The sequence below is a fragment of the Streptomyces polyasparticus genome (assembly GCF_014493765.1).
GTDB lineage: Bacteria > Actinomycetota > Actinomycetes > Streptomycetales > Streptomycetaceae > Streptomyces > Streptomyces polyasparticus.
Window position 1 is genome coordinate 234,466 of sequence record NZ_JACTVJ010000006.1, and the last position, 19,575, is coordinate 254,040.

A 19,575-nucleotide genomic window follows, 5' to 3' on the forward strand; every position below is an offset into this window, starting at 1 on the left:
GCAGACCATGGCCATCTTTCTGACCAAGGAGAGCAAGGTCCTCGTCCAGGGCATGACGGGCGCCGAGGGCATGAAGCACACCCGCCGCATGATCGCGGCCGGCACGAACGTCGTCGGCGGGGTCAACCCCCGCAAGGCCGGCCGGACCGTCGACTTCGACGACCGCGCGGTGCCCGTCTTCGGCGGGGTGCGCGAGGCGATGGACGCGACCGGCGCGGACGTCACGATCGTGTTCGTGCCGCCCGCGTTCTGCAAGGCTGCCGTCATCGAGGCCGCCGACGCCGGGATCGGACTCGCCGTGGTGATCACCGAGGGCATCCCCGTGCACGACTCGGTCGCCTTCCACGCGTATGCGAAAGAGCGCGGCACCCGCATCATCGGCCCCAACTGCCCCGGCCTCATCACCCCCGGCCAGTCCAACGCGGGCATCATCCCGTCCGACATCACCAAGCCCGGCCGCATCGGCCTGGTCTCCAAGTCCGGCACGCTCACCTATCAACTCATGTACGAGCTGCGGGACATCGGATTCTCGACCTGTGTCGGCATCGGCGGCGACCCCGTCATCGGCACCACGCACATCGACTGCCTGGAGGCCTTCCAGGCCGACCCCGACACCGAACTCATCGTGCTCATCGGCGAGATCGGGGGCGACGCGGAGGAACGCGCCGCCGCGTATATACGGGAGCACGTCACCAAGCCCGTCGTCGGTTATGTCGCCGGGTTCACCGCGCCCGAGGGCAAGACCATGGGCCACGCCGGCGCCATCGTCTCCGGTTCCTCAGGGACAGCGAAGGCGAAGCAGGAAGCGCTCGAAGCCGCGGGCGTACGTGTGGGGTCCACCCCGTCCGAGACGGCCCGCCTGGTCCTCGAAGCCCTCGACACCGAACGCTGATCGCGCCGCGGGCCACCTGGGCCGGCCGTTCGTATGCCGGCCCCAAGTGGCCCCGGCCACAGCAGAGTTGCCGTACCACGCCCTACCGTCTGGTAGCGAGCGCCATACCCCCCGCCCCGACTGTGCACCGTGAGCGGAGACCCTCCATGGCAACAACTCTCAACTCCCATTCCCTCAACTCCCTGTCCCTCAAGCCCGGAACGGCCTGGAGCGACGCCTGGCAACGCTGCCTCGCCGTCGCCCCCGAGGCCTTCCAGGACGACCGCGTCCGCAATCTGTGGAACGGCACCTGGCAGGCGGACGGCCGCACCCTGCCGGCCACCAGCCCCGTCGACGGGGGCCCGATCGCCGGCCCACCGCGCCTCGATTCCGAGGCGGCGCGGGCGGCGGTCCGCGCCTCCCTCGACCAGCACCGCGCCTGGCGCCACGTGCCGCTCGACGAACGCCGCGCCAAGGTCGCCGCGACCCTCGACGCCCTCACCGAACACCGCGAACTGCTCGCCCTGCTGCTCGTCTGGGAGATCGGCAAGCCCTGGCGCCTGGCCCAGGCCGACGTCGACCGTGCGATCGACGGCGTGCGCTGGTACGTGGACGGCATCGAGCCCATGCTCGAAGGCCGCTCCCCACTGGACGGCCCGGTGTCCAACATCGCGAGCTGGAACTACCCGATGTCCGTGCTCGTGCACGCGATGCTCGTGCAGGCCCTGGCCGGCAACGCGGTGATCGCCAAGACCCCGACCGACGGCGGCGTCGCCTGTCTCACCCTGGCCTGCGCCCTCGCCGTACGCGAAGGCATCCCCGTCACCCTCGTCAGCGGCAGCGGGGGAGAACTCTCCGAAGCCCTGGTGCGCTCCCCGGAGATCGGCTGCGTCTCCTTCGTCGGCGGGCGCGACACTGGAGCGGCCGTCGCGACCGCGGTGGCCGACCTCGGCAAGCGCCACAACCTCGAACAGGAGGGCCTCAACACCTGGGGCATCTGGAACTTCTCCGACTGGCCCTCCCTCTCGGCCGTCATCCCCAAGCTCTTCGACTACGGCAAGCAGCGCTGCACTGCGTATCCCCGTTTCGTGGTGCAGCGGTCGCTGTTCGACCAGTTCCTCGACGCCTACCTTCCGGCCGTACGCGACATCCGCATCGGCCACCCGCTGGCCGTGGCCGACCCGTCCGACCCGCTGCCCTCCCTGGACTTCGGCCCGCTGATCAACGCGGCCAAGGCCAAGGAACTCGCCGACCAGGTCGCGGAGGCCATCGACCGCGGCGCGGTCCCGCTGCACCGCGGCTCGCTCACGGACGGCCACTTCCTGCCCGGACAGGACACCTCGGCGTACCTCACCCCGGTGACGTTGTTGAACCCCCCTCCCTCCTCCCCGCTCCACCACGCGGAACCCTTCGGCCCGGTCGACACGATCGTCCTGGTCGACACGGAGGCGGAGCTGCTCGCCGCGATGAACGCGTCCAACGGTGCGCTCGTGGCCACCCTGTCCACCGACGACAAGTCGACGTACGAGCGCCTCGCGCCGCAGATCCGCGCCTTCAAGGTCGGCCACGGCAAGCCCCGCTCGCGCGGCGACCGTGAGGAACTCTTCGGCGGCTTCGGCGCGTCCTGGCGAGGCGCGTTCGTCGGCGGCGAGCTCCTCGTCCGCTCGGTCACGCGGGGACCGGCGGGGGAGCGGATCCCGGGGAACTTCCCGGACTACCACCTGATGCCGTAACGCTTCAGCACCTTCGGATCCACTGCCCGATGCCGGGTGCGGGCCCGCAGCACCCGCACCCGGCATCCCGCGCGTTCGCCCTTCGGCCGCAGCCGATCCGTGGGGGGCTCGGCCGATCCCTGGAGGGCTCGGCTGCTTCCCGGGGCCTCGGCCGGTCTCCCGGGATCTCAGCCGATCCCTTGGTGATCGGGCTGAAGGGCGAACGCCCGGTCCGCGGCCTGCGGCACCACGGCCGCCACAGCCTCGACGAGCAGGGCGCGATGCCGCAGCAACGGCCGGCTGCGCTCGGCCGGCGCGAGCAGCAGCAGATCGTCGAGGCCGGCGAGCATCCGCCGGGTGACCTGGGGCTGATCCGATGCGTGCCTGCGGATCTCCGCGAATCCCAGATCGACCAACTCCTCCCACCCCGGCACCGGCTGGACCAGCCGCACCCGCCCGCGCCGGTCGCAGTGCTGTACGGCCTCCAGTGGCTTGTCCACCAACGCGGCCAGGAACTGCACGATCCGGTCGAGAGCCTGCACCGCGGTCGTCGGATCGTTCACCGCGGGCGACAGCGCCCGCAACGCGATGTCCGACAGCTGCCGAAGCCCGAAGCCGAGATCCTGGTGAAAGGTCCGCTCGACCCCGACCGACACGGTGTACGCGAGCGCACGACGCGGAGGCGCCGTCCCGCCGTGCACCGCGAGCACCGGCGTCCCCGGCACCACGAAATCCCCGATCCGCGGAATCAGCCGCAGCACCGTCCCCTGCTTCCGAGCCGCCCGCACCAAGCGCGCGATATGCACATCCCGCAGCACACCGGCCCGCCCGTGATGCGCGATCCGCGCAGTCTCGCGGCCCGGCTCCCAGCCGGCCACCGCGGCCGACGGCTGCTTGGCCACGACCCGGAATGCCTCCCGCGTGATCCGGTCGATCACGAACCCGACCCGCATCATGCGCAGCGTCCCGTTCACGTACCCGATGAACAGGAACAGGCTCAGCCCCACCATCACCAGCGCGAGCACGGCCTGCACCAGCGGCACGCTGCCCACGGCGCGCGGATCGGGCTCCCCGTCGTACGACATCAGCACGAGCAGCGAGAGCAGAAACGTCGCCAGAAAGACCGTGAACGTCACCTTGGCGATCCGCGACCGCACGAAGATCCGCACCACCCGCGGACTGAACTGCCCACTGGCCATCTGCACGGCCACCAGCGAGATGCTGAAGACGACACCGATGAAGGTCATCATCGCCGAGCTGATCGCGGTGACGACGGCCTTGACGTCCTCGGCGAACCCGATGGCCCAGGTGAGCCCGCGCCGGTCGTCGTCCGCCCGCAGCGCCTCGAGAATCTCCCGGTCGGCAAACGAGGCCACCAGCCACAGCCCGAAGACCAGGACAAGCCCGGCCGTGGGCGCGAACCAGAAGCTGTCCCGCAGATGCTCCCGCAGCGGCGACAGGGGCCGCGGCAAACGCCCAGGTGGGCCGTCCGTGACGACATGATCACTCATGGTGAGACGTTAGAGCGGCCCGCTCCCACACCCCTGCAGCCGCCCCGAATACGCAGGTGAAAGGCACCCCGAAAGCTTGGTATTGTTGTCCATGTCGCCGCGGGGAACACCCCGCGAACGACAGACACCTTGTCCGGGTGGCGGAATGGCAGACGCGCTAGCTTGAGGTGCTAGTGCCCTTTATCGGGCGTGGGGGTTCAAGTCCCCCCTCGGACACGTAGTTACCACAAGCCTGCTCGTGCGCGAGCAGGCTTGTGGCGTTCCCGGCCTCAAGGCCTTTCCAGGGGCAGACCTCTCAGAGGTTGCATGCGATCCCACGATCAACCAGCTGGGGATGATCGGGGCCAGGTCTGCCCGTTCCGGTCAGGACCGATGGCTGCCAGTAAACGCAGGGAGGTCTCCGAGGGCGAACCCGCTGCGACGGTGTAGGTGATCAAGGCCTGATCGGGATCGTCGGCCACCCGCAGTGTCTCGTAGGCGAGTTCGAGGTCGCCCACGACGGGGTGACGGAACCAGTAATGGCCCCTCGTCTTGTCCCGGACCGGATATTCGGCCCACAGTCGGCAGAAGTACGGGCTGGCCTCCTGCAACTCGGCGACCAGGTCGGCCAGTCGAGGGTCGTCCGGATGGCGGCCCGCGTCGAGCCGCAGGTAGGCCACGACGTCATCGGCTTTTCGATGCCAGTCGCAGAACAGCTCCTTGATGCTTTCGTCGGTGAACACCAGGCGAGCGAAGTTGCAGTCCTGTGCGGTGAGGGTGCCGAAGTCGGTGATCAGAGCTGCGGCCAAGGCGTTCCAGGCGAGCACGTCGACCCGGCGGCCGACGATGTATGCCGGCACGTCGGTCATCGAGTCGAGCAGGCGCTGGAGCCCTGGTTGGACGATTTGCTCACGGGGGCGGCCAGAGGTGGTCGATGGCCGCGCGAGCCGGTACAGGTGTTGCCGCTCGTCCTCGTCGAGCCGCAGGGCACCGGCGACGGCGTCGAGCACCGCAGCGGAGTAGTGCAGGGTGCGGCCCTGCTCCAGTCGCACGTAGTGGTCCACGCTGACCCCGGCGAGCATCGCGAGTTCCTCGCGCCGCAGCCCTGGCACTCGGCGGTGACCTTGCTCGGGCAACCCCAGTTCGTCAGGCCGCAACCTCGCACGCCGCGAGCGCAGGAACTCGGCAAGCACCGCACGTCGATCCATTCGTCGAGTATCCACCCGGAGTAGCGCGCTGTGGGTAGTCATCCGATGCCCAGGCAGGTCAGTCATGGGCGCTGACGCAGCTCGACCCGGCCGAAGACCCCCGCCGGCCCAGCGAAGAAGAGGTCGAACCATCCCGACCAGACCTGCACCACCCGCGCGGTATTCACAGACCGGTCCACTCCCCACTTTCACCACGTCACCGAAAACGAGCGACTGTCCTGTGCGTAAAGCCGCAACGCCGTCCTGTTCGCGGTGACCCGGACAGGACGGCGCTCCATCGACAGTCCCAGCGATCACCGAATGGCGACCGGGTTGATGATCGATTGCGTGGTTCCGGCGTACTTGGCGTGGCCGAGAGTGAACATGAATTCGTAGACTCGGTCTGCCGCCAAGCCCGCGCTCTGGATGTTTTCCAGCACGTAGATGCCCTTTTTTGCCACCAAGAACTGGTTGACCTCGAACGTGCCTGCCCCTGGTTCGAAGGGGACCACCTCCAGCGCCCACGTATCCGATCCAACCGCGACTACGCCTCGATCAGCCAAGTAACGCGCGGCATCACGATTAATTCCGGGTCCACCGGCGAGAAATCGGTCGTTGTCCTTACCCATGAGCTTGTGCCATCCGGTGTTGAAAAGGACGACGTCTCCCGGTCGAATGGTGACCTTCTGCCGTTTTGCGACCGCTTTGATCTCTGCGGCGCTGAACGCGGTTCCCTCCGGGACGGTATCCACCCCCCGATGCGCGGCCATATCGAGCAATACGCCGCGGGTTACCATAGGCGGCACTTTCTCCAAGCCCAGTTTCCGTACGCCTTGGACAGTGACGAAGTCCTCGGTCCGGTTGCCGTTGTAGTAGACGTTGTCGATTCCGATATGCCCCAGTCCGTTGAGCTGGGTGCCGACTCCGAGCCAGCCCTCCACGACCTCATCGTTGTACGTGAGCTTGGTCGATCCGATGGGCTTGCCGGCAGGGTTTTCCGGTTGAGTCATGATTACTCGAAAACTCCGGTGGCCGTATGCGGGTGTTTTGCTGTCCACCGTCATGCCCAACGAGTACGTTTTCCCGGTCGTGACCAGTTTCGCGGCGTCGAGGGCCAACTGCGGAGTCAACCGGTTGGCCGCACCGATCTCGTCGTCGGCCCCCCAGTCATTCTGATCGCCAACCGCCGAATGGCGTGCGCTGGAGGGTTTTTCTGCCACGCCCCCGGAAGGTGTGGCAGCGGCAACCAGTGCCATCGAAACAGATGTCATCACCAGCAATGACCTGCGCATAAGCACTCCTCACGAGACGAACAGTCGCATGCAGCGTCAGACCGGCACGAAGCCGCGGAAGCACTGCACAACTGATTACTCGTGATCATCACGCGTTGACCGGCTTGCCAACCAGGGCGGAAGGATCCCAGGCACGAGATGACCAGTCGACCGGTGTCAGGTCGGAACGGAAGGTCGGCGGGCGAAACGGGCGGGGTTGCACCCAGGGAATGGCGAGTGCCAGCTCGGCCGTGAGCGGTGGAATCCGTAGGAATTCGGTTCCAACTAGCCCCTCGGACACAACGGTTGCGGGCATGCGAATTCGGCGCCCGTCTTCAGGGTCTTCTGAAGGCGGGCGTTCTGCCGTTCCCGGTCTCCCTTCTCACGCGGTGGTGTCGGTCAGCGGACGGTGTCGCGGTGTCCGAGGGCGGTGTTGGCGGGGTCGATCAGGGTGTGGTCGGTGCGCTGACGGTTCCAGACCTGGCGGCCGGTGTAGCGGGGGTTGTGAAGACGGGTGTGTCCGGCGAGTCGTTGGGCGAAGATCCAGCGGACGATCGGAGCGTGCGCGGGATGTGGCGCAAAGCGTTGCAGGCGGACTCCGCGGCGAGCGAGCGCGCGATGGGGGTGCGAGCCGGCGTCCTCGTCGAGGAGTCCGAACGCCTCGGCCCGAGCAGCGAGACCGACTCCGACCTCATCACCAGCTCGCTCACCGAGCCGCAGACACCCGTCGGGGTCCTGCTGATCCCGGTGCGGCAGATCGCATCCGTTCCCGCCACGGCCGGGCTCGACGAGATCCCCGAATGAGACCGTGCCGGCGTCGTGCCGCAGACGCGCCGCGAAGCGGCGGCTCCTGGGAGTCGCCGCTTGCGGTGCGTGTAGCTGCTCGCGCAGAGGCGTTCAGCCTCCTTCTTCCTGCTTACGCCGTCTGCCTCTTCAGGGTCTTCGAGGTGACCGCGATCCCGGCGAGTACCGCCGCCGCCAGGGTGCCGATGACGGCGGTGGCGATGGCGCCGGAGTTCAGGTGCAGGCCCACGTCCGACGAGGTTGCCTCGGAGAGGCCCGCCGCCATGCCGGCCAGCGGGGGCAGCGTGACCAGCACGCCGAGGGCCGCGCCGATGACGATGACCAGGGTGGTCTCACCGGCCGAGGTGAACAGGAGTTGGCGGACGGTGCCGCCGGCCGACTTCATCACCCCGAAGTCGCGGCGCCGGCTGTGGGCCGCCATGGCCATGCTGTTGGCGACGGCGATCACGCTGTAGCCGACGGCGATCACGATCAGCATCATGGCGAGCGACTCGGTGAGCTTGGCGTCCGTGTTGTAGTCGGCGAGGGCGTACTCGGCTGCGTCGTGCAGCGCGACCCCGGGGACCGCGTCGGAGGCCTTGGCGCCGGCCGGGACGAAGATGTCGTCGGTGAGCGCGGCCGGGTCGTGGGCGCGGACCAGGTCGCGGGCGACCACGACGTCACCGCGGGCCGGGTCGTCGGGCAGCACCTTGGCGACGGTGAGCGAGACGGTGGCGCCGTCCGCGAACCGGACCGGGACCTCCTGGCCCTGCTTCAGGCCGAGTTCGCCGGCCATCTTCTCGCCGAGTACGGCCTCCCCCTGCTTGTTCCACTTCGGGTCCCGGCTGCCCAGGACGTCCAGGACCGTGGCGGCGCCGGCGGACTCATCCGACTTGCCGGTCTCGACGAACGCCCGGGTGGGCAGGGCGGCCTTGCCCACCGGGTTGGCGGCGACGACCTCGTCGGTGTTTCCCGGGGTGCCGTCCGGCGTGACGATCGTCTGGCCCGCGACCTTCAGGGCCTCACCCGCCGGGTAGGCGACGCGCATGGTCTCCACCATGCCGCTGAGCAGAACCGCGAAGCCGACCGCGGCGATCACCGGGGCCACCAGGGAGGCGGCGCGGCGGGGATTGGCGACCAGTTCGGCGCGGACCAGGACCGGGGCGGCCTTGCCGCCACGCTGGAACGGGGCGGTCAGGAACCGGCCGGCGGGGGCGACGAACACGGGGGCGAGCAGGGCGGCCGCGACGATCAGGGTCATGGTGGCGAAGATCGCCGTGTTGATGCGGTTGTCGGCGCTGGAGGTCGCGGTGCCGATCGCGAGCAGGACGCCCAGTCCGAGGACGGACAGGCCGGCGATCCAACGGCCGCGCCCCATGCCCTTGTTGGCCGAGCGGCTGTCGAGCAGCGCCTCTATCGGGGCGACCTTGGCGGCCTTGCGGCCCGCGCTCCAGGCGCCGATCACGCTCACGCCGATCCCGATCACGGAAGCGGTGAGCAGCGGCCACGAGGCGATCGAGATCTCCATCCCGGGCGGCGTGACGTCCAGGCCTTCGAGTATCCAGAGCAGCAGGGGGGTGGCGGCCACACCGGCCACGCAGCCGACGACGGAACCGGCCAGGCCCACCACGGCGGCCTCGCCGAGGATCATGCGGCGGATCTGCTTCGGCGAGGCGCCGATCGTGCGCAGGAGGCCGATCTCGCGGCGCCGCATCCCGGTGGACAGGACCAGCATCGAGGCGACCACGAACACCGTCGTGAACAGGCCCAGAAGGGCCATGGCGCTGATCAGTTGGACGCCGAGGAAGCGCTTGTGCTCGATGTGCGCGGGCTGCAGCTCGGAGCGCCCGTCGCCGGTGACCACGCTGCCGTTGTCGCCGACGACCTTCTTCGCGGCGGCGGCGATCGCGCCGGTGTCGGCGTCCTTGTCGGGGATCAGGGCGATGGTGGCGACACCGGGCTGCTGCCCCGCGGCGAACTCCTCGCTGAAGTAGTAGCCGGGCCCGTCCACGGTGCCGACGACCTTGAACTGCTCGCGGCCCTGGGTGATGTTGACCGTCAGCTCGCTGCCCACGACCGCACCGAGGGCGCGGTCGACGACCACCTCGTCCTCGGCGGTCGGTGCGCGGCCGGAGACCAGCTCGTACGGGGCCATCTGTGCGCTGGAGAAACCGTGTCCGGACTCCAGGGCGCCCTCATCGGTGACGAGCTCTCCGTTCTTGATCGCCTGGGCGTAGAAGGAGCGGTCCACGACGGCGTCGGCGACGCCCGGGACCTCGGCGAGCCCGGAGACCAGCGGTGCGGCCTCGGACTTGGACCAGGGCATACGGTCCTCTGGGCTGCCATCGGCGTCGACGGCCTGCTTCGGCAGGGCGAGTACAGGTGCGGCCTCGTAACGCGGCTGCACCTTGGCCTTGGCGGAGTCGTAGACGACCAGCGTGGTGGTGATCAGTGCGACGCCGACCAGGACGGCGACGAAGGCGCCGAGGAAACCGGACCAGCGTTCACGGACGTTCGCGAGGATCAGCATGTCTGTCAGGCCTCCAGCCCGGCCATGTGGGTGGCGACCGCGGCGGCGTTGTTCACGCCGGCCCGGCGGTCGAGCGGAATACGGTCGGCGATCTGGCCGTCCTTGAGGAAGACGACGACGTCGGCGTGGGCCGCGGCCACCGGATCGTGCGTGACCATCAGGGTGGTCTGGCCCTCCTGGTCGACGAGCATCCGCATCATCCGCAGCACCTCGCGCGAGGTGACCGTGTCCAGGGCGCCGGTCGGCTCGTCCGCGAAGAGGACGTCGGGGCGGGTGACGAGGGCGCGGGCGAGGGCGACGCGCTGCTGCTGACCGCCGGAGAGCTCGCTGGGGCGGTGTCCCGCACGCTCGGCGAGACCGACCGAGGCGAGGGCCTGTTCGACCTGCTCGCGGCTGACCTTGCGGCCGGCGAACCGCGACGGGAGCTCCACGTTCTGTGCGGCGGTCAGGGACTCGACCAGGTTGAAGGCCTGGAACACGAATCCGATGTGCTTGCGGCGCAGTTCGGTGCGCTGCTTCTCGTTCTGCCGGCCGATGTCCACACCCGCGAGGATGATCTTGCCTTCGGAGGGCTGCTCGAGACCGGCCGCGCACTGCAGCAGCGTCGACTTGCCGGAGCCGGAAGGGCCCATGATCGCGGTGAAGGTGCCGCGGGGAAAGCCGAGGGAGACGCCGTCCAGAGCGGTGACCTGGCGGCCGCCGGTGCCGTGCACCTTGCGGAGGCCGTGGAGTTCGACCGCGTCCTGTGTCGGGGTGAGGTGGCTCGTCATCGTCATGCGTCGATTTCACCGTGCACGGGGGTGCCGGGGCACTGACCTGCTCTCTACTCCTGAGGTAGAGCCAGCTCTACCTTCGCGGGGCAACCGAGGGAACACGGAGATCGGCGAGAGACCGCGTCGGTACGTTGATCACATGCAACCCACAACAGCCTGGCAGGCCATGGCTCAGCGCCCCCTGAGCTTTCTGACCTCGAGCTGGCCCTGGCGTTCGCTCGCGTATCTGAGCAGTGGTGTCGTGGTCGGTGCCGCGGCGATGGTGGTCTTCGCACTGGGACTCGCGGCGGGCATCGTCCTTCTCGTCGTCCTGCTCGGCGTCGCGCCGCTCGTCGGTCTGGTGCTCGCCTCCACCTCGGTGGCGGCGGTGGAGCGCCGGCGGCTGCGCCTCGTCGACTTGGATCGCCTGGACGACCCGCACCGCGCCCCGGACGCACCAGGGCTGCGCGGCTGGATCGCCACGCGGCTCAAGGAACAGGCGACGTGGCGGGAGTTGGTGTTCACGCTCCTGTCGGCGGCGGCGCTGTGGTGGCTCGACCTCCTGGTGCTCGGCTTCTCGTTCGGGGTGCCGGCGACGATGATCGCCGCAACGTCCGGTGAGACCTGGCCGTGGACGGTGTTCGGTGTGATCGTGCTGCTCTCCTCGCCCTACACGGTGACCTCCTGGGCCGGGGCGCGCGCCGCCATGGCGCGCACGTTCCTCGCGCCGCGCGACCGCGAGCTGGGCGAGGAGTTGCGCGAGGTGCGCGCCTCGCAGTCGCGGCTGCTCGACTCCTTCGACGCCGAGCGCGTACGCATCGAACGCGATCTGCACGACGGAGCCCAGCAGCACCTCGTCTCCCTGGGAATGACCTTGGGGCTCATGCGACTTGAGGTGGAGGACGGCACCGCGCAGGATGAGCTCCTGACCCAGGCGGAGAAGCAACTCTCCACTGCGCACAAGGAGTTGCGGGCCCTGATCCGGGGCCTGAACCCGCCGGTCCTCGCCGACCACGGACTCGTCGCGGCGATCGAGGACTACGCGGGCCGCTTCCCGATCCCGGTGACGGTGGATCTGCTGATGCCCGAGCGGCTGTCCAGAAAGCTCGAAACGACCATGTACTACCTGATCAACGAGGCCATGACGAACATCGCCAAACACAGCGGCGCCACGAGCGCCGAAGTCCACGGCCGCTACCACGCCGACCTGTTCGTCCTCGACATCAAGGACGACGGCAAGGGCGGGCTCGACCCGGCCGGCGGCGGCGTGACCGGTCTCGCCGACCGGGTCAGCGCCCTCGACGGCCGTATGCGGGTGTCGAGTCCGGCCGGTGGTCCCACCCTGGTGCACGTGGAGGTCCCGTGTCGCTTCGCCTGATCGTGGCCGAGGACGCCGTCCTGTTGCGCGAGGGTCTCGTCGGCCTGCTCGAACGCGTCGGCCACCAAGTGGTCGCGGCGGTCGGCGACGCCGACGCGCTCCTCGCGGCCGTCCGAGCCGACCGTCCCGACCTGATCGTCACGGACGTACGGATGCCGCCGTCGCTCGGCGACGACGGGCTGCGGGCGGCGGTCGAGCTGCGCACGGAGTTCCCCGGACTGCCGGTGCTCGTGCTCAGCCAGTACGTGGAACGCTCCTACGCCCTGCGCCTGCTGGACTCCGGCGGCGGCGCCGGGGTGGGCTATCTGCTCAAGGAGCGGGTCAGCAAGGTGGCCGACTTCACCGGCGCGATCGAACGCGTCGCCGCCGGTGGGACCGTGGTCGACCCCGAGGTCATCCAACAGCTGGTCCAGCTGCGCCAGGACCCCCTGGAGAAGCTCAGCTCGCGCGAACGTGAGGTGCTCGCGCTGATCGCCGAGGGCCGCACCAACGCCGGGCTCGCGAAGCAGCTGTTCATCAGCGAGGCGGCCGTCAACAAGCACATCGGCAACATCTTCAACAAGCTGGACCTGCCGGTGGCCACCGAAGGACATCGGCGGGTGCTCGCGGTGCTTGCGTATCTGCGGGCATGACGAAGAGACGCGGCACGCGTCATGATCGCGCCATCGTCAGATCGAAGACAATGGCGAGCGACGGCATGTGCGGGCCATCGGTCCAACTCGCCCCTCGGGCACCAACCAGATCCCCGTGGCTTCGCTGAAGCTGCGGGGATCTGTCGTTGCCCGGGTCAGGCCTGATCTCGGCTCGCACTGGTGCCTTCCCTGGGCCGCAGGCCGACCGGAAACCGCACCCGCCGCCCGATGACGCAGCCGTCGAGGGACACCATCGAACGCGTCGCGCTCCGCATCGAATGCAGTTTCGTCAGGGAGTGTCGCTCGGCGTGCTCCCTCGCGAACCGATACCTCCGAGTCGCTGCCTGACAGTCCCGTCCGCGGGTTTTGTTCACACCATTGACCTGCCGCCGACACATCCCTACCTTGCTCTGTCGAAGCGCTTCGACAAGAGTCGTCGAATCGGTTCGACGATCAGGTCACTCCCTTCCGCTCATCCCCATGCTCATTCCCACGCTCATTCCAACTCCCGTGGAGGCAGTCGATGTTGAAGGCACGGAGAAGGGCGCGCCTCCTGGCGGCTGCCCTGGCGGGGTTCCTCTCGCTGAGCACACTCGCCGCGTGCGGCGACGACGCCGGTGACAAAGAGGACGGCAAGACGCTGCGGCTCTGGCACTACGAAGCGCCCGAGAGCGCCATGGGCAAGGCCTGGGACCAGGCCATCGCGGAGTTCAAGAAGAAGCATCCGGATGTCAAGGTCGAGTTCGAGGCCAAGGGCTTCGAGCAGATCCAGAAGACCGCGCCCCAGGTGCTCAACTCCGACGAGGCACCCGACCTCCTCGAGTACAACAAGGGCAACTCCACCACCGGACAGCTCTCCAAGCAGGGACTGCTCACCGATCTGAGCGAAGAGGCGAAGAAGCGCGGCTGGGACAAGTCCGTACCGCCGACCGTCGCCGTCACCAGCAAGTACAACAAGGGCGTGATGGGATCCGGCGCCTGGTACGGCGTGCCCAACTACGCCGAGTACACGCTGGTCTACTACAACAAGGACCTCTTCGCCGAGCACGGAGTCGAGGTACCGACCTCGGTCGACGAGCTGGAGCAGGCACTCGCCACCTTCAAGGACGCGGGCCTCACCCCGTTCGCGAACGGGGGCGCCGAGTACATAGCCCAGCAGTACGTGTACCAGCTGGCCCTCACCCAGGCCGATCAGTCCTGGGTCGAGTCCTTCCAGATGAAGGGCGAGACCGACTTCTCCGACGCCGCCTGGACCTACGCCGCGGAGACCTTCGCCGACTGGGTCGACAAGGGCTACATCGCGAAGAGCTCCAGCGGTGTGAAGGCAGAGGACGCCGGCGTCTCCTTCATGCAAGGCAAGCACCCGATGTTCTTCTCCGGCAGCTGGTGGTTCGGCCGCTTCGCCACCGAGATCAAGAAGTTCGACTGGGGCACCTTCATGTGGCCCGGCAGCAAGCTCACGCTCGGTTCCGGCGGCAACCTCTGGGTCGTGCCCGAGGGCGCCAAGAACAAGGAACTCGCGTACGAATTCATCGACATCACGATGCAGAAGCAGATCCAGAACACCCTCGGCAACGCCGGCGGTGTGCCGATCGCGGCCGACCCCGCAGCCATCACCGACGCACGCTCCAAGACGCTCATCGAGCAGTTCGACAAGCTCGCGGGAGACGACGGCCTCGCGTTCTACCCCGACTGGCCGGCCAACGGCTTCTACGACAGCCTCACGTCCGAGGTCCAGAAACTGATCACGCAGAGCGCCGGACCTGGGGACGTACTGAAGTCGCTCCAGGCCGAATACGACGAGAACGTGCTCAAGTAATGACGACCGTCGTCGCCAAGACGGCGCAGGGCGCCGGCGGGGGCCCGACGCCCTCCCGCCGGCGCCGGGCGGGCAACGGGCGCTCCGCCGTGGAGGGTTCGTACGCGCTGTACCTGCTCCCGGGCGCGCTGGCCTTCCTCGTCGTCATCGTCGTGCCGTTCGTCATGAACACCGGGATCAGCTTCACCGAGTGGTCCGGCGTCGGCACCCCCGAGTTCACGGGTCTGGACAACTACGAGAAGCTCGTCGGCGACGAGGACTTCTGGGAGTCGTTCCGGCACAGCCTCGCGATGGTCGTGGCGATGGCGCTGCTGCCCACCGCCATCGGACTCGTCCTCGCCTCAGCCCTCTTCGACGTCGTCGCCACACACGCCGGCAGCCGCTGGGCCTCCGCGCTGCGTGCCTGCTTCTATCTGCCGCAGGTGCTCCCGATCGCGGTCGCCGGCATCGTATGGAGCTGGATCCTCGCCCCGGAGAACGGCTCGCTCAACGACCTGCTCGGCGCGATCGGTCTCGACTCGTTGCAGCAGGACTGGCTCGGCGATCCGAACTGGGCGCTGTACAGCGTCATGGCCGTCATGGTCTGGGTGCAGATCGGCTTCCCGCTGGTCATTTTCATGTCCGGGCTGCAGCGCCTCGACCCGGCGTTGCACGAGGCGGCCGAGCTGGACGGCGCGGGCTGGTGGCGGCGGTTCTGGCACGTGACCCTGCCCCAACTGCGGCCGGAGATCGCCGTGGTGCTCCTTTGGTGCACGATCGCCGCGCTGAAGGTCTTCGGCATGGTGTACGTGCTCACCGGCGGCGGTCCCGGCGGCTCCACGAACGTTCCGTCCTACTTCGCGTACCAGAACTTCTTCGAGAACTTCCAGGCCGGCTACGGGGCCGCCATCTCCACCGTCCTCACCATCCTCATCATGGTGCTCGCCGTCGTGGCGCTGCGCCTGCAGACCAGGGCGGAGGACGAGACCCGATGACCGCCGTCAAGAAGTACCCCGTGCTCGCGGCACTCGCGCTCGGCGCGGTGTTCATGGTCCTGCCGTTCGTGGTCGTGCTCATGAACGCGGTGAAGTCACCGGACGAGTACTCCTCCGACGGGCCGCTCAGCCTGCCGGACGGTCTCTACCTGGACGGTCTCACCGCGTTCTGGGAACGCGTCGACTTCGGCGAGAAGCTGTGGAACTCAGTGCTGATCGCCGGCTCGGTGGCGACGCTCGCCGTCGTGCTCTCCGTGTTCAGCGCGTATGCCATCGGCATCGGCCGGATCAAGGGGCGGCCCTGGGTGCTCGCCTTCTTCGTCCTGGCGAACATGCTGCCGCAGGAGGCCCTGGTCTACCCGGTCTACTACCTCTCCAAGGAGGCCGGCCTCTACGACACCAGGCTGAGCGTCATCATCGTCTTCACGGTGATCCAGTCGGCCTTCGGCACCTACCTGCTCTCCTCGGTGCTCTCCGGATTCCCGCGCGAGATCATCGAGGCCGCCGCGATCGACGGGGCGAGCAGGTGGCAGGTCCTGTGGCGGGTCGTGGTGCCGGTCAGCCGGCCCACCATCGGGGTCCTGATGGTCCTGTTCTTCATCTGGACCTGGAACGAGTTCCTGCTTCCCCTGGTCATGCTCGTCTCCGACGACGTCCAGACCGTCTCCGTCGCCCTCGGTGTGCTCCAGGGCCAGCGCGACATGGACGCCACGATGACGAACGCCGCCGCGCTCCTCGGTGTGCTGCCCGCCATCGCCTTCTTCCTCGTCTTCCAGCGGACGCTGACCCGCGGCATCGCCGTGGGCGCTGTCAAATGACCCTGAAAGGCTGCTGAATGAAGTTCACCGACGGCTACTGGATGCTGCGCGACGGCGTGCGTGCCGCCCACCCGGTCGAAGTCCTCGACGTGACCGACACCGACGCCGGCACGCTCGAGATCCACGCACCCACCCAGCCCATCCGGCACCGCGGCGACCTGCTGAAGGGCCCGGTCATGACGATCTCCTGCCATTCGCCCATGCCCGACGTGATCGGCGTGACCCTCACCCACTTCGACGGCGAGGTCGACCGCGGCCCGCACTTCGCCCTCGCCGAGGACGATGTGCACGCGCAAGTTTCGTACGACGAGGAGCACGCGCTGCTCGTCGCGGGCAGCCTCGCGCTGCGAGTGTCCCGCGGCGGTCCCTGGCAGCTCGACTTCCTCACCGCGGACGGGCTCAGGCCGCTCACGTCGTCCGGCCCCAAGGCCATGGGCATCATGCAGCTGGACAGCGGCGAGCACTATCTGCGCGAGCAGTTGAGCCTCACCGTCGGCACCCATGTGTACGGGCTCGGCGAGCGGTTCGGGCCGCTGGTCAAGAACGGGCAGGTGGTCGACATCTGGAACGCCGACGGCGGCACGGCCACCGAACAGGCGTACAAGAACGTGCCGTTCTATCTGACCGACGCGGGTTACGGGGTGTTCGTCGACCATCCCGGACGGGTGTCCCTCGAGGTCGGTTCGGAAGCGGTCGCCCGCGTGCAGTTCAGCGTCGAGGGCCAGGACCTCACGTACTACGTCATCCACGGCCCGACGCCGAAGGAGATCCTGCGCAAGTACACCGCGCTCACCGGCCGGCCCGCACTGCCGCCCGCGTGGTCGTTCGGACTGTGGCTGTCGACCTCGTTCACCACCTCGTACGACGAGGACACGGTGACGTCCTTCATCGAGGGGATGGCGGAGCGTGAACTGCCGCTGTCCGTCTTCCACTTCGACTGCTTCTGGATGCGCGAGTTCAACTGGTGCGACTTCACCTGGGACCCGCGGGTCTTCCCCGACCCCGCGGGCATGCTCACCCGGCTCAAGGAGAAGGGCCTGCGCATCTGCGTATGGATCAACCCGTACATCGCGCAGCGCTCGCCGCTCTTCGCCGAGGGCCGCGAAGGAGGCTATCTGCTGAAGAAGCCGGACGGCGGCGTATGGCAGTGGGATCTGTGGCAACCGGGCATGGCGCTGGTGGACTTCACCAACCCGCAGGCCCGGGCCTGGTACGCGGCCAAGCTGGAGGCGCTGCTGGAGATGGGCGTCGACTGCTTCAAGACCGACTTCGGCGAGCGGGTGCCCACGGACGTGGCGTACTTCGACGGCTCGGACCCGGAGCGGATGCACAACTACTACACGTACCTCTACAACCAGACGGTCTTCGACGTTCTGACCAAGCACCGCGGTGAGGGCGAGGCCGTGGTGTTCGCGCGCTCGGCGACGGCCGGCAGCCAGCAGTTCCCGGTGCACTGGGGCGGCGACTGCGAGTCGACGTACGAGGCGATGGCCGAGTCGCTGCGCGGCGGTCTTTCGCTCGGCATGTCGGGGTTCGGCTACTGGAGCCACGACATCGGCGGCTTCGAAGGCACGCCGTCGCCCGCGCTGTTCAAGCGGTGGATCGCGTTCGGGCTGCTCTCCTCGCACTCGCGGCTGCATGGTTCGTCCTCGTACCGGGTGCCGTGGCTGTTCGACGAGGAAGCAGTGGACGTGCTGCGGCTCTTCACCCGGCTGAAGCTGCGCCTCATGCCCTACCTCGACGCGGTCTCCCGCCAGGCCCACACCGAGGGGGTGCCGATGATGCGGGCGATGGCGCTGGAGTTCCCGGAGGACCCGGCGTGCACGCATCTGGAGCGCCAGTACATGCTCGGCCCGGACCTCCTCGTGGCGCCGGTGTTCTCGGACGCCGGTGATGTCTCGTACTACGTGCCCGAGGGCACCTGGACGCACCTCCTGACGGGCGAGGAGGTGCAGGGGCCGCGCTGGGTGAAGGAGCGCCATGGCTTCGACAGTGCGCCGGTCCTCGTCCGCCCGGGTGCGGTGCTGCCGGTCGGCGCCGTCGAGGACCGCCCGGACTACGACTACGCGGACGGCGTCACGCTGCGCGCGTACGGACTGCGCGGCGGCGACCGGGTCCGGCTGACGGTGGGCGGCGTGGACTTCACCGTGGTCTGCGAAGGCAGCACGGTACGGGCCTCGGCGAGCGACGCGAGCCGCCCGTGGACGCTGGAGGTCGTCGGCGGACCGGCCGTGCGCGCCGCGGCCGGCAGCGGAGTGGCGGTGGCGGACCTGAGCTGAGCCGCGTCCGTGTCCGTGTCCGTCCGACGAGCCCACCGGCAGGGGAGTTGATGGTCAAGATCACCGATGTGGCCCGGCACGCAGGGGTGTCACCGAGCACGGTTTCGTACGCCCTCAGCGGCAAGCGGCCGATCTCGGCGGAGACCCGGGAGCGCATCGAGGCCAGCATCCGCGCCCTCGGCTACCGGCCGCACGCGGGAGCCCGGGCGCTGGCCAGCAGCAAGTCCAATGTTGTCGCGCTGGTGGTGCCCTTCCGTATCGGTATGCATGTGCCGGTGGTCATGCAGTTCGCGGTGTCGGTGGTGACCGCGGCGCGGCGGCACGATCACGACGTGCTGCTGCTCACACAGGAGGAGGGCGAGGAGGGCCTGCGGCGCGTGGCGGACACTGCGCTGGTCGACGCGCTGATCGTGATGGACGTCCAACTGCACGATGCCCGGCTGCCGTTGCTCCGTACGCTCGACAGGCCGAGCGTCCTGATCGGGTTTCCCGCGGAATCGGCCGGGCTCACCTGCATCGACCTCGACTTCGAGGCGGCAGGCGCCGCTTGTGTGACTCACCTGGCCGAACTCGGCCACCGGTGCGTGGCGCTGGTCGGTTCGCCGCCCGAGGTGTATCTGCGTGAGACCGGATTCGCGCAGCGCGTGGCGCACGGCTTCACGGCTGCCGCGGACGAACGGGGGCTCACCTCGATGGTGCACCCGTGCGGGTCGACACAGACGGCGGCGCGGGAGATGGCGCGGCGGCTGCTGCGGGAACACCCCGAGCTGACCGGACTCGTGGTGCACAACGAACCCCTGGTGCAGCCGCTCATCGAGGCGTTCCAGGAGCTGGGCCTGCGCGTGCCCGACGACCTGTCCCTCGTGGCGATCTGCCCCGACGAGCAGGCGGAGCAGGCCCCGGTCCCGGTCACGTCCGTGGCGATCCCCTCGGCGGAGATCGGCGCCGAGGCGGTGGAGCTCCTGAAGCGCAAGCTCGACGACCTGCCCGTGCCCGAGTCCACGCTGCTGCCGCCACGACTGACGCGGCGCGCGACGACCTCGCCACGCAGCACGTACGGCTGACGGGCCCACCTCCCC

15 protein-coding genes and 1 tRNA gene are annotated in these 19,575 nt (G+C 68.6%); 11 read left to right on the top strand and 5 right to left on the bottom strand.

Features of this window, described 5'->3' with window-relative positions; all coding sequences use genetic code 11:
* Positions 1-7 precede the first annotated feature (7 nt).
* Both sucD and H9Y04_RS13030 read left to right on the top strand, forming a co-directional pair.
* On the top strand, positions 8-892 hold the full coding sequence (gene sucD / locus H9Y04_RS13025) for a succinate--CoA ligase subunit alpha (RefSeq protein WP_187813976.1): 885 nt from the start codon (positions 8-10) through the stop codon (positions 890-892).
* 146 nt (positions 893-1,038) lie between these two features.
* Positions 1,039-2,604 carry an aldehyde dehydrogenase family protein gene (locus H9Y04_RS13030; RefSeq protein WP_187813977.1) on the top strand — a complete coding sequence of 522 codons (1,566 nt, stop codon included), beginning with the start codon at positions 1,039-1,041 and terminating at the stop codon, positions 2,602-2,604.
* 167 nt (positions 2,605-2,771) lie between these two features.
* Here the strand turns inward: H9Y04_RS13030 and H9Y04_RS13035 are convergent, their stop codons facing one another.
* A complete protein-coding gene (locus H9Y04_RS13035) occupies positions 2,772-4,094 on the bottom strand; it encodes a DUF2254 domain-containing protein (RefSeq protein WP_187813978.1) in 1,323 nt (440 codons plus the stop codon).
* Between the two features lie 131 nt (positions 4,095-4,225).
* Between H9Y04_RS13035 and H9Y04_RS13040 the strand changes: the two genes are divergently transcribed.
* Positions 4,226-4,310 (top strand) — tRNA-Leu (locus H9Y04_RS13040).
* Between the two features lie 104 nt (positions 4,311-4,414).
* On the opposite strand, the gene H9Y04_RS13045 is transcribed toward H9Y04_RS13040, so the two are convergent.
* Positions 4,415-5,281: a helix-turn-helix domain-containing protein gene (locus tag H9Y04_RS13045; protein ID WP_187813979.1), complete on the bottom strand. Its 867-nt coding sequence runs from the start codon at positions 5,279-5,281 to the stop codon at positions 4,415-4,417.
* A 293-nt stretch (positions 5,282-5,574) separates the two neighbouring features.
* Complete coding sequence (locus H9Y04_RS13050; RefSeq protein WP_214661181.1) at positions 5,575-6,552, bottom strand: cyclase family protein; 978 nt, start codon at positions 6,550-6,552, stop codon at positions 5,575-5,577.
* 540 nt (positions 6,553-7,092) lie between these two features.
* Between H9Y04_RS13050 and H9Y04_RS13055 the strand changes: the two genes are divergently transcribed.
* Complete coding sequence (locus tag H9Y04_RS13055; RefSeq protein ID WP_187813980.1) at positions 7,093-7,335, top strand: hypothetical protein; 243 nt, start codon at positions 7,093-7,095, stop codon at positions 7,333-7,335.
* Between the two features lie 112 nt (positions 7,336-7,447).
* Here H9Y04_RS13055 and H9Y04_RS13060 read toward each other — a convergent pair whose 3' ends face one another.
* Both H9Y04_RS13060 and H9Y04_RS13065 read right to left on the bottom strand, forming a co-directional pair.
* On the bottom strand, positions 7,448-9,844 hold the full coding sequence (locus H9Y04_RS13060; protein ID WP_187813981.1) for an ABC transporter permease: 2,397 nt from the start codon (positions 9,842-9,844) through the stop codon (positions 7,448-7,450).
* 5 nt (positions 9,845-9,849) lie between these two features.
* Positions 9,850-10,620: an ABC transporter ATP-binding protein gene (locus H9Y04_RS13065; RefSeq protein ID WP_187813982.1), complete on the bottom strand. Its 771-nt coding sequence runs from the start codon at positions 10,618-10,620 to the stop codon at positions 9,850-9,852.
* A gap of 136 nt (positions 10,621-10,756) precedes the next feature.
* On the opposite strand from H9Y04_RS13065, the gene H9Y04_RS13070 reads away from it, so the two are divergent.
* The 7 genes from H9Y04_RS13070 to H9Y04_RS13100 all read left to right on the top strand — a co-directional run bounded on the left by H9Y04_RS13070 (position 10,757) and on the right by H9Y04_RS13100 (position 19,560).
* The gene (locus H9Y04_RS13070) at positions 10,757-11,974 is read left to right on the top strand and encodes a sensor histidine kinase (RefSeq protein ID WP_214661182.1); all 1,218 of its coding nucleotides are present in this window, start codon (positions 10,757-10,759) and stop codon (positions 11,972-11,974) included.
* Positions 11,959-12,606 carry a response regulator gene (locus tag H9Y04_RS13075; protein ID WP_187813983.1) on the top strand — a complete coding sequence of 216 codons (648 nt, stop codon included), beginning with the start codon at positions 11,959-11,961 and terminating at the stop codon, positions 12,604-12,606. Before H9Y04_RS13070 ends, H9Y04_RS13075 begins: the two co-directional genes overlap by 16 nt.
* 523 nt (positions 12,607-13,129) lie before the next feature.
* Positions 13,130-14,425: an ABC transporter substrate-binding protein gene (locus tag H9Y04_RS13080; RefSeq protein WP_187813984.1), complete on the top strand. Its 1,296-nt coding sequence runs from the start codon at positions 13,130-13,132 to the stop codon at positions 14,423-14,425.
* On the top strand, positions 14,425-15,399 hold the full coding sequence (locus H9Y04_RS13085) for a carbohydrate ABC transporter permease (RefSeq protein ID WP_187813985.1): 975 nt from the start codon (positions 14,425-14,427) through the stop codon (positions 15,397-15,399). Before H9Y04_RS13080 ends, H9Y04_RS13085 begins: the two co-directional genes overlap by 1 nt.
* Complete coding sequence (locus H9Y04_RS13090) at positions 15,396-16,217, top strand: carbohydrate ABC transporter permease (protein ID WP_187813986.1); 822 nt, start codon at positions 15,396-15,398, stop codon at positions 16,215-16,217. The genes H9Y04_RS13085 and H9Y04_RS13090 overlap by 4 nt, the downstream gene beginning before the upstream one ends.
* 17 nt (positions 16,218-16,234) lie before the next feature.
* Positions 16,235-18,496: an alpha-xylosidase gene (gene yicI, locus H9Y04_RS13095; protein ID WP_187813987.1), complete on the top strand. Its 2,262-nt coding sequence runs from the start codon at positions 16,235-16,237 to the stop codon at positions 18,494-18,496.
* A gap of 50 nt (positions 18,497-18,546) precedes the next feature.
* Complete coding sequence (locus H9Y04_RS13100; RefSeq protein ID WP_187813988.1) at positions 18,547-19,560, top strand: LacI family DNA-binding transcriptional regulator; 1,014 nt, start codon at positions 18,547-18,549, stop codon at positions 19,558-19,560.
* The last annotated feature ends 15 nt before the right edge of the window (positions 19,561-19,575 follow it).

Bases quoted from the DNA above. Each gene is read 5' to 3' on its own strand.
- sucD (WP_187813976.1), top strand. From the start codon at position 8: ATGGCCATCTTTCTGACCAAGGAGAGCAAGGTCCTCGTCCAGGGCATG.
- H9Y04_RS13030 (WP_187813977.1), top strand. From the start codon at position 1,039: ATGGCAACAACTCTCAACTCCCATTCCCTCAACTCCCTGTCCCTCAAG.
- H9Y04_RS13035 (WP_187813978.1), bottom strand. From the start codon at position 4,094: ATGAGTGATCATGTCGTCACGGACGGCCCACCTGGGCGTTTGCCGCGG.
- H9Y04_RS13045 (WP_187813979.1), bottom strand. From the start codon at position 5,281: ATGGATCGACGTGCGGTGCTTGCCGAGTTCCTGCGCTCGCGGCGTGCG.
- H9Y04_RS13050 (WP_214661181.1), bottom strand. From the start codon at position 6,552: ATGCGCAGGTCATTGCTGGTGATGACATCTGTTTCGATGGCACTGGTT.
- H9Y04_RS13060 (WP_187813981.1), bottom strand. From the start codon at position 9,844: ATGCTGATCCTCGCGAACGTCCGTGAACGCTGGTCCGGTTTCCTCGGC.
- H9Y04_RS13065 (WP_187813982.1), bottom strand. From the start codon at position 10,620: ATGACGATGACGAGCCACCTCACCCCGACACAGGACGCGGTCGAACTC.
- H9Y04_RS13070 (WP_214661182.1), top strand. From the start codon at position 10,757: ATGCAACCCACAACAGCCTGGCAGGCCATGGCTCAGCGCCCCCTGAGC.
- H9Y04_RS13080 (WP_187813984.1), top strand. From the start codon at position 13,130: ATGTTGAAGGCACGGAGAAGGGCGCGCCTCCTGGCGGCTGCCCTGGCG.
- H9Y04_RS13085 (WP_187813985.1), top strand. From the start codon at position 14,425: ATGACGACCGTCGTCGCCAAGACGGCGCAGGGCGCCGGCGGGGGCCCG.
- H9Y04_RS13090 (WP_187813986.1), top strand. From the start codon at position 15,396: ATGACCGCCGTCAAGAAGTACCCCGTGCTCGCGGCACTCGCGCTCGGC.
- yicI (WP_187813987.1), top strand. From the start codon at position 16,235: ATGAAGTTCACCGACGGCTACTGGATGCTGCGCGACGGCGTGCGTGCC.
- H9Y04_RS13100 (WP_187813988.1), top strand. From the start codon at position 18,547: ATGGTCAAGATCACCGATGTGGCCCGGCACGCAGGGGTGTCACCGAGC.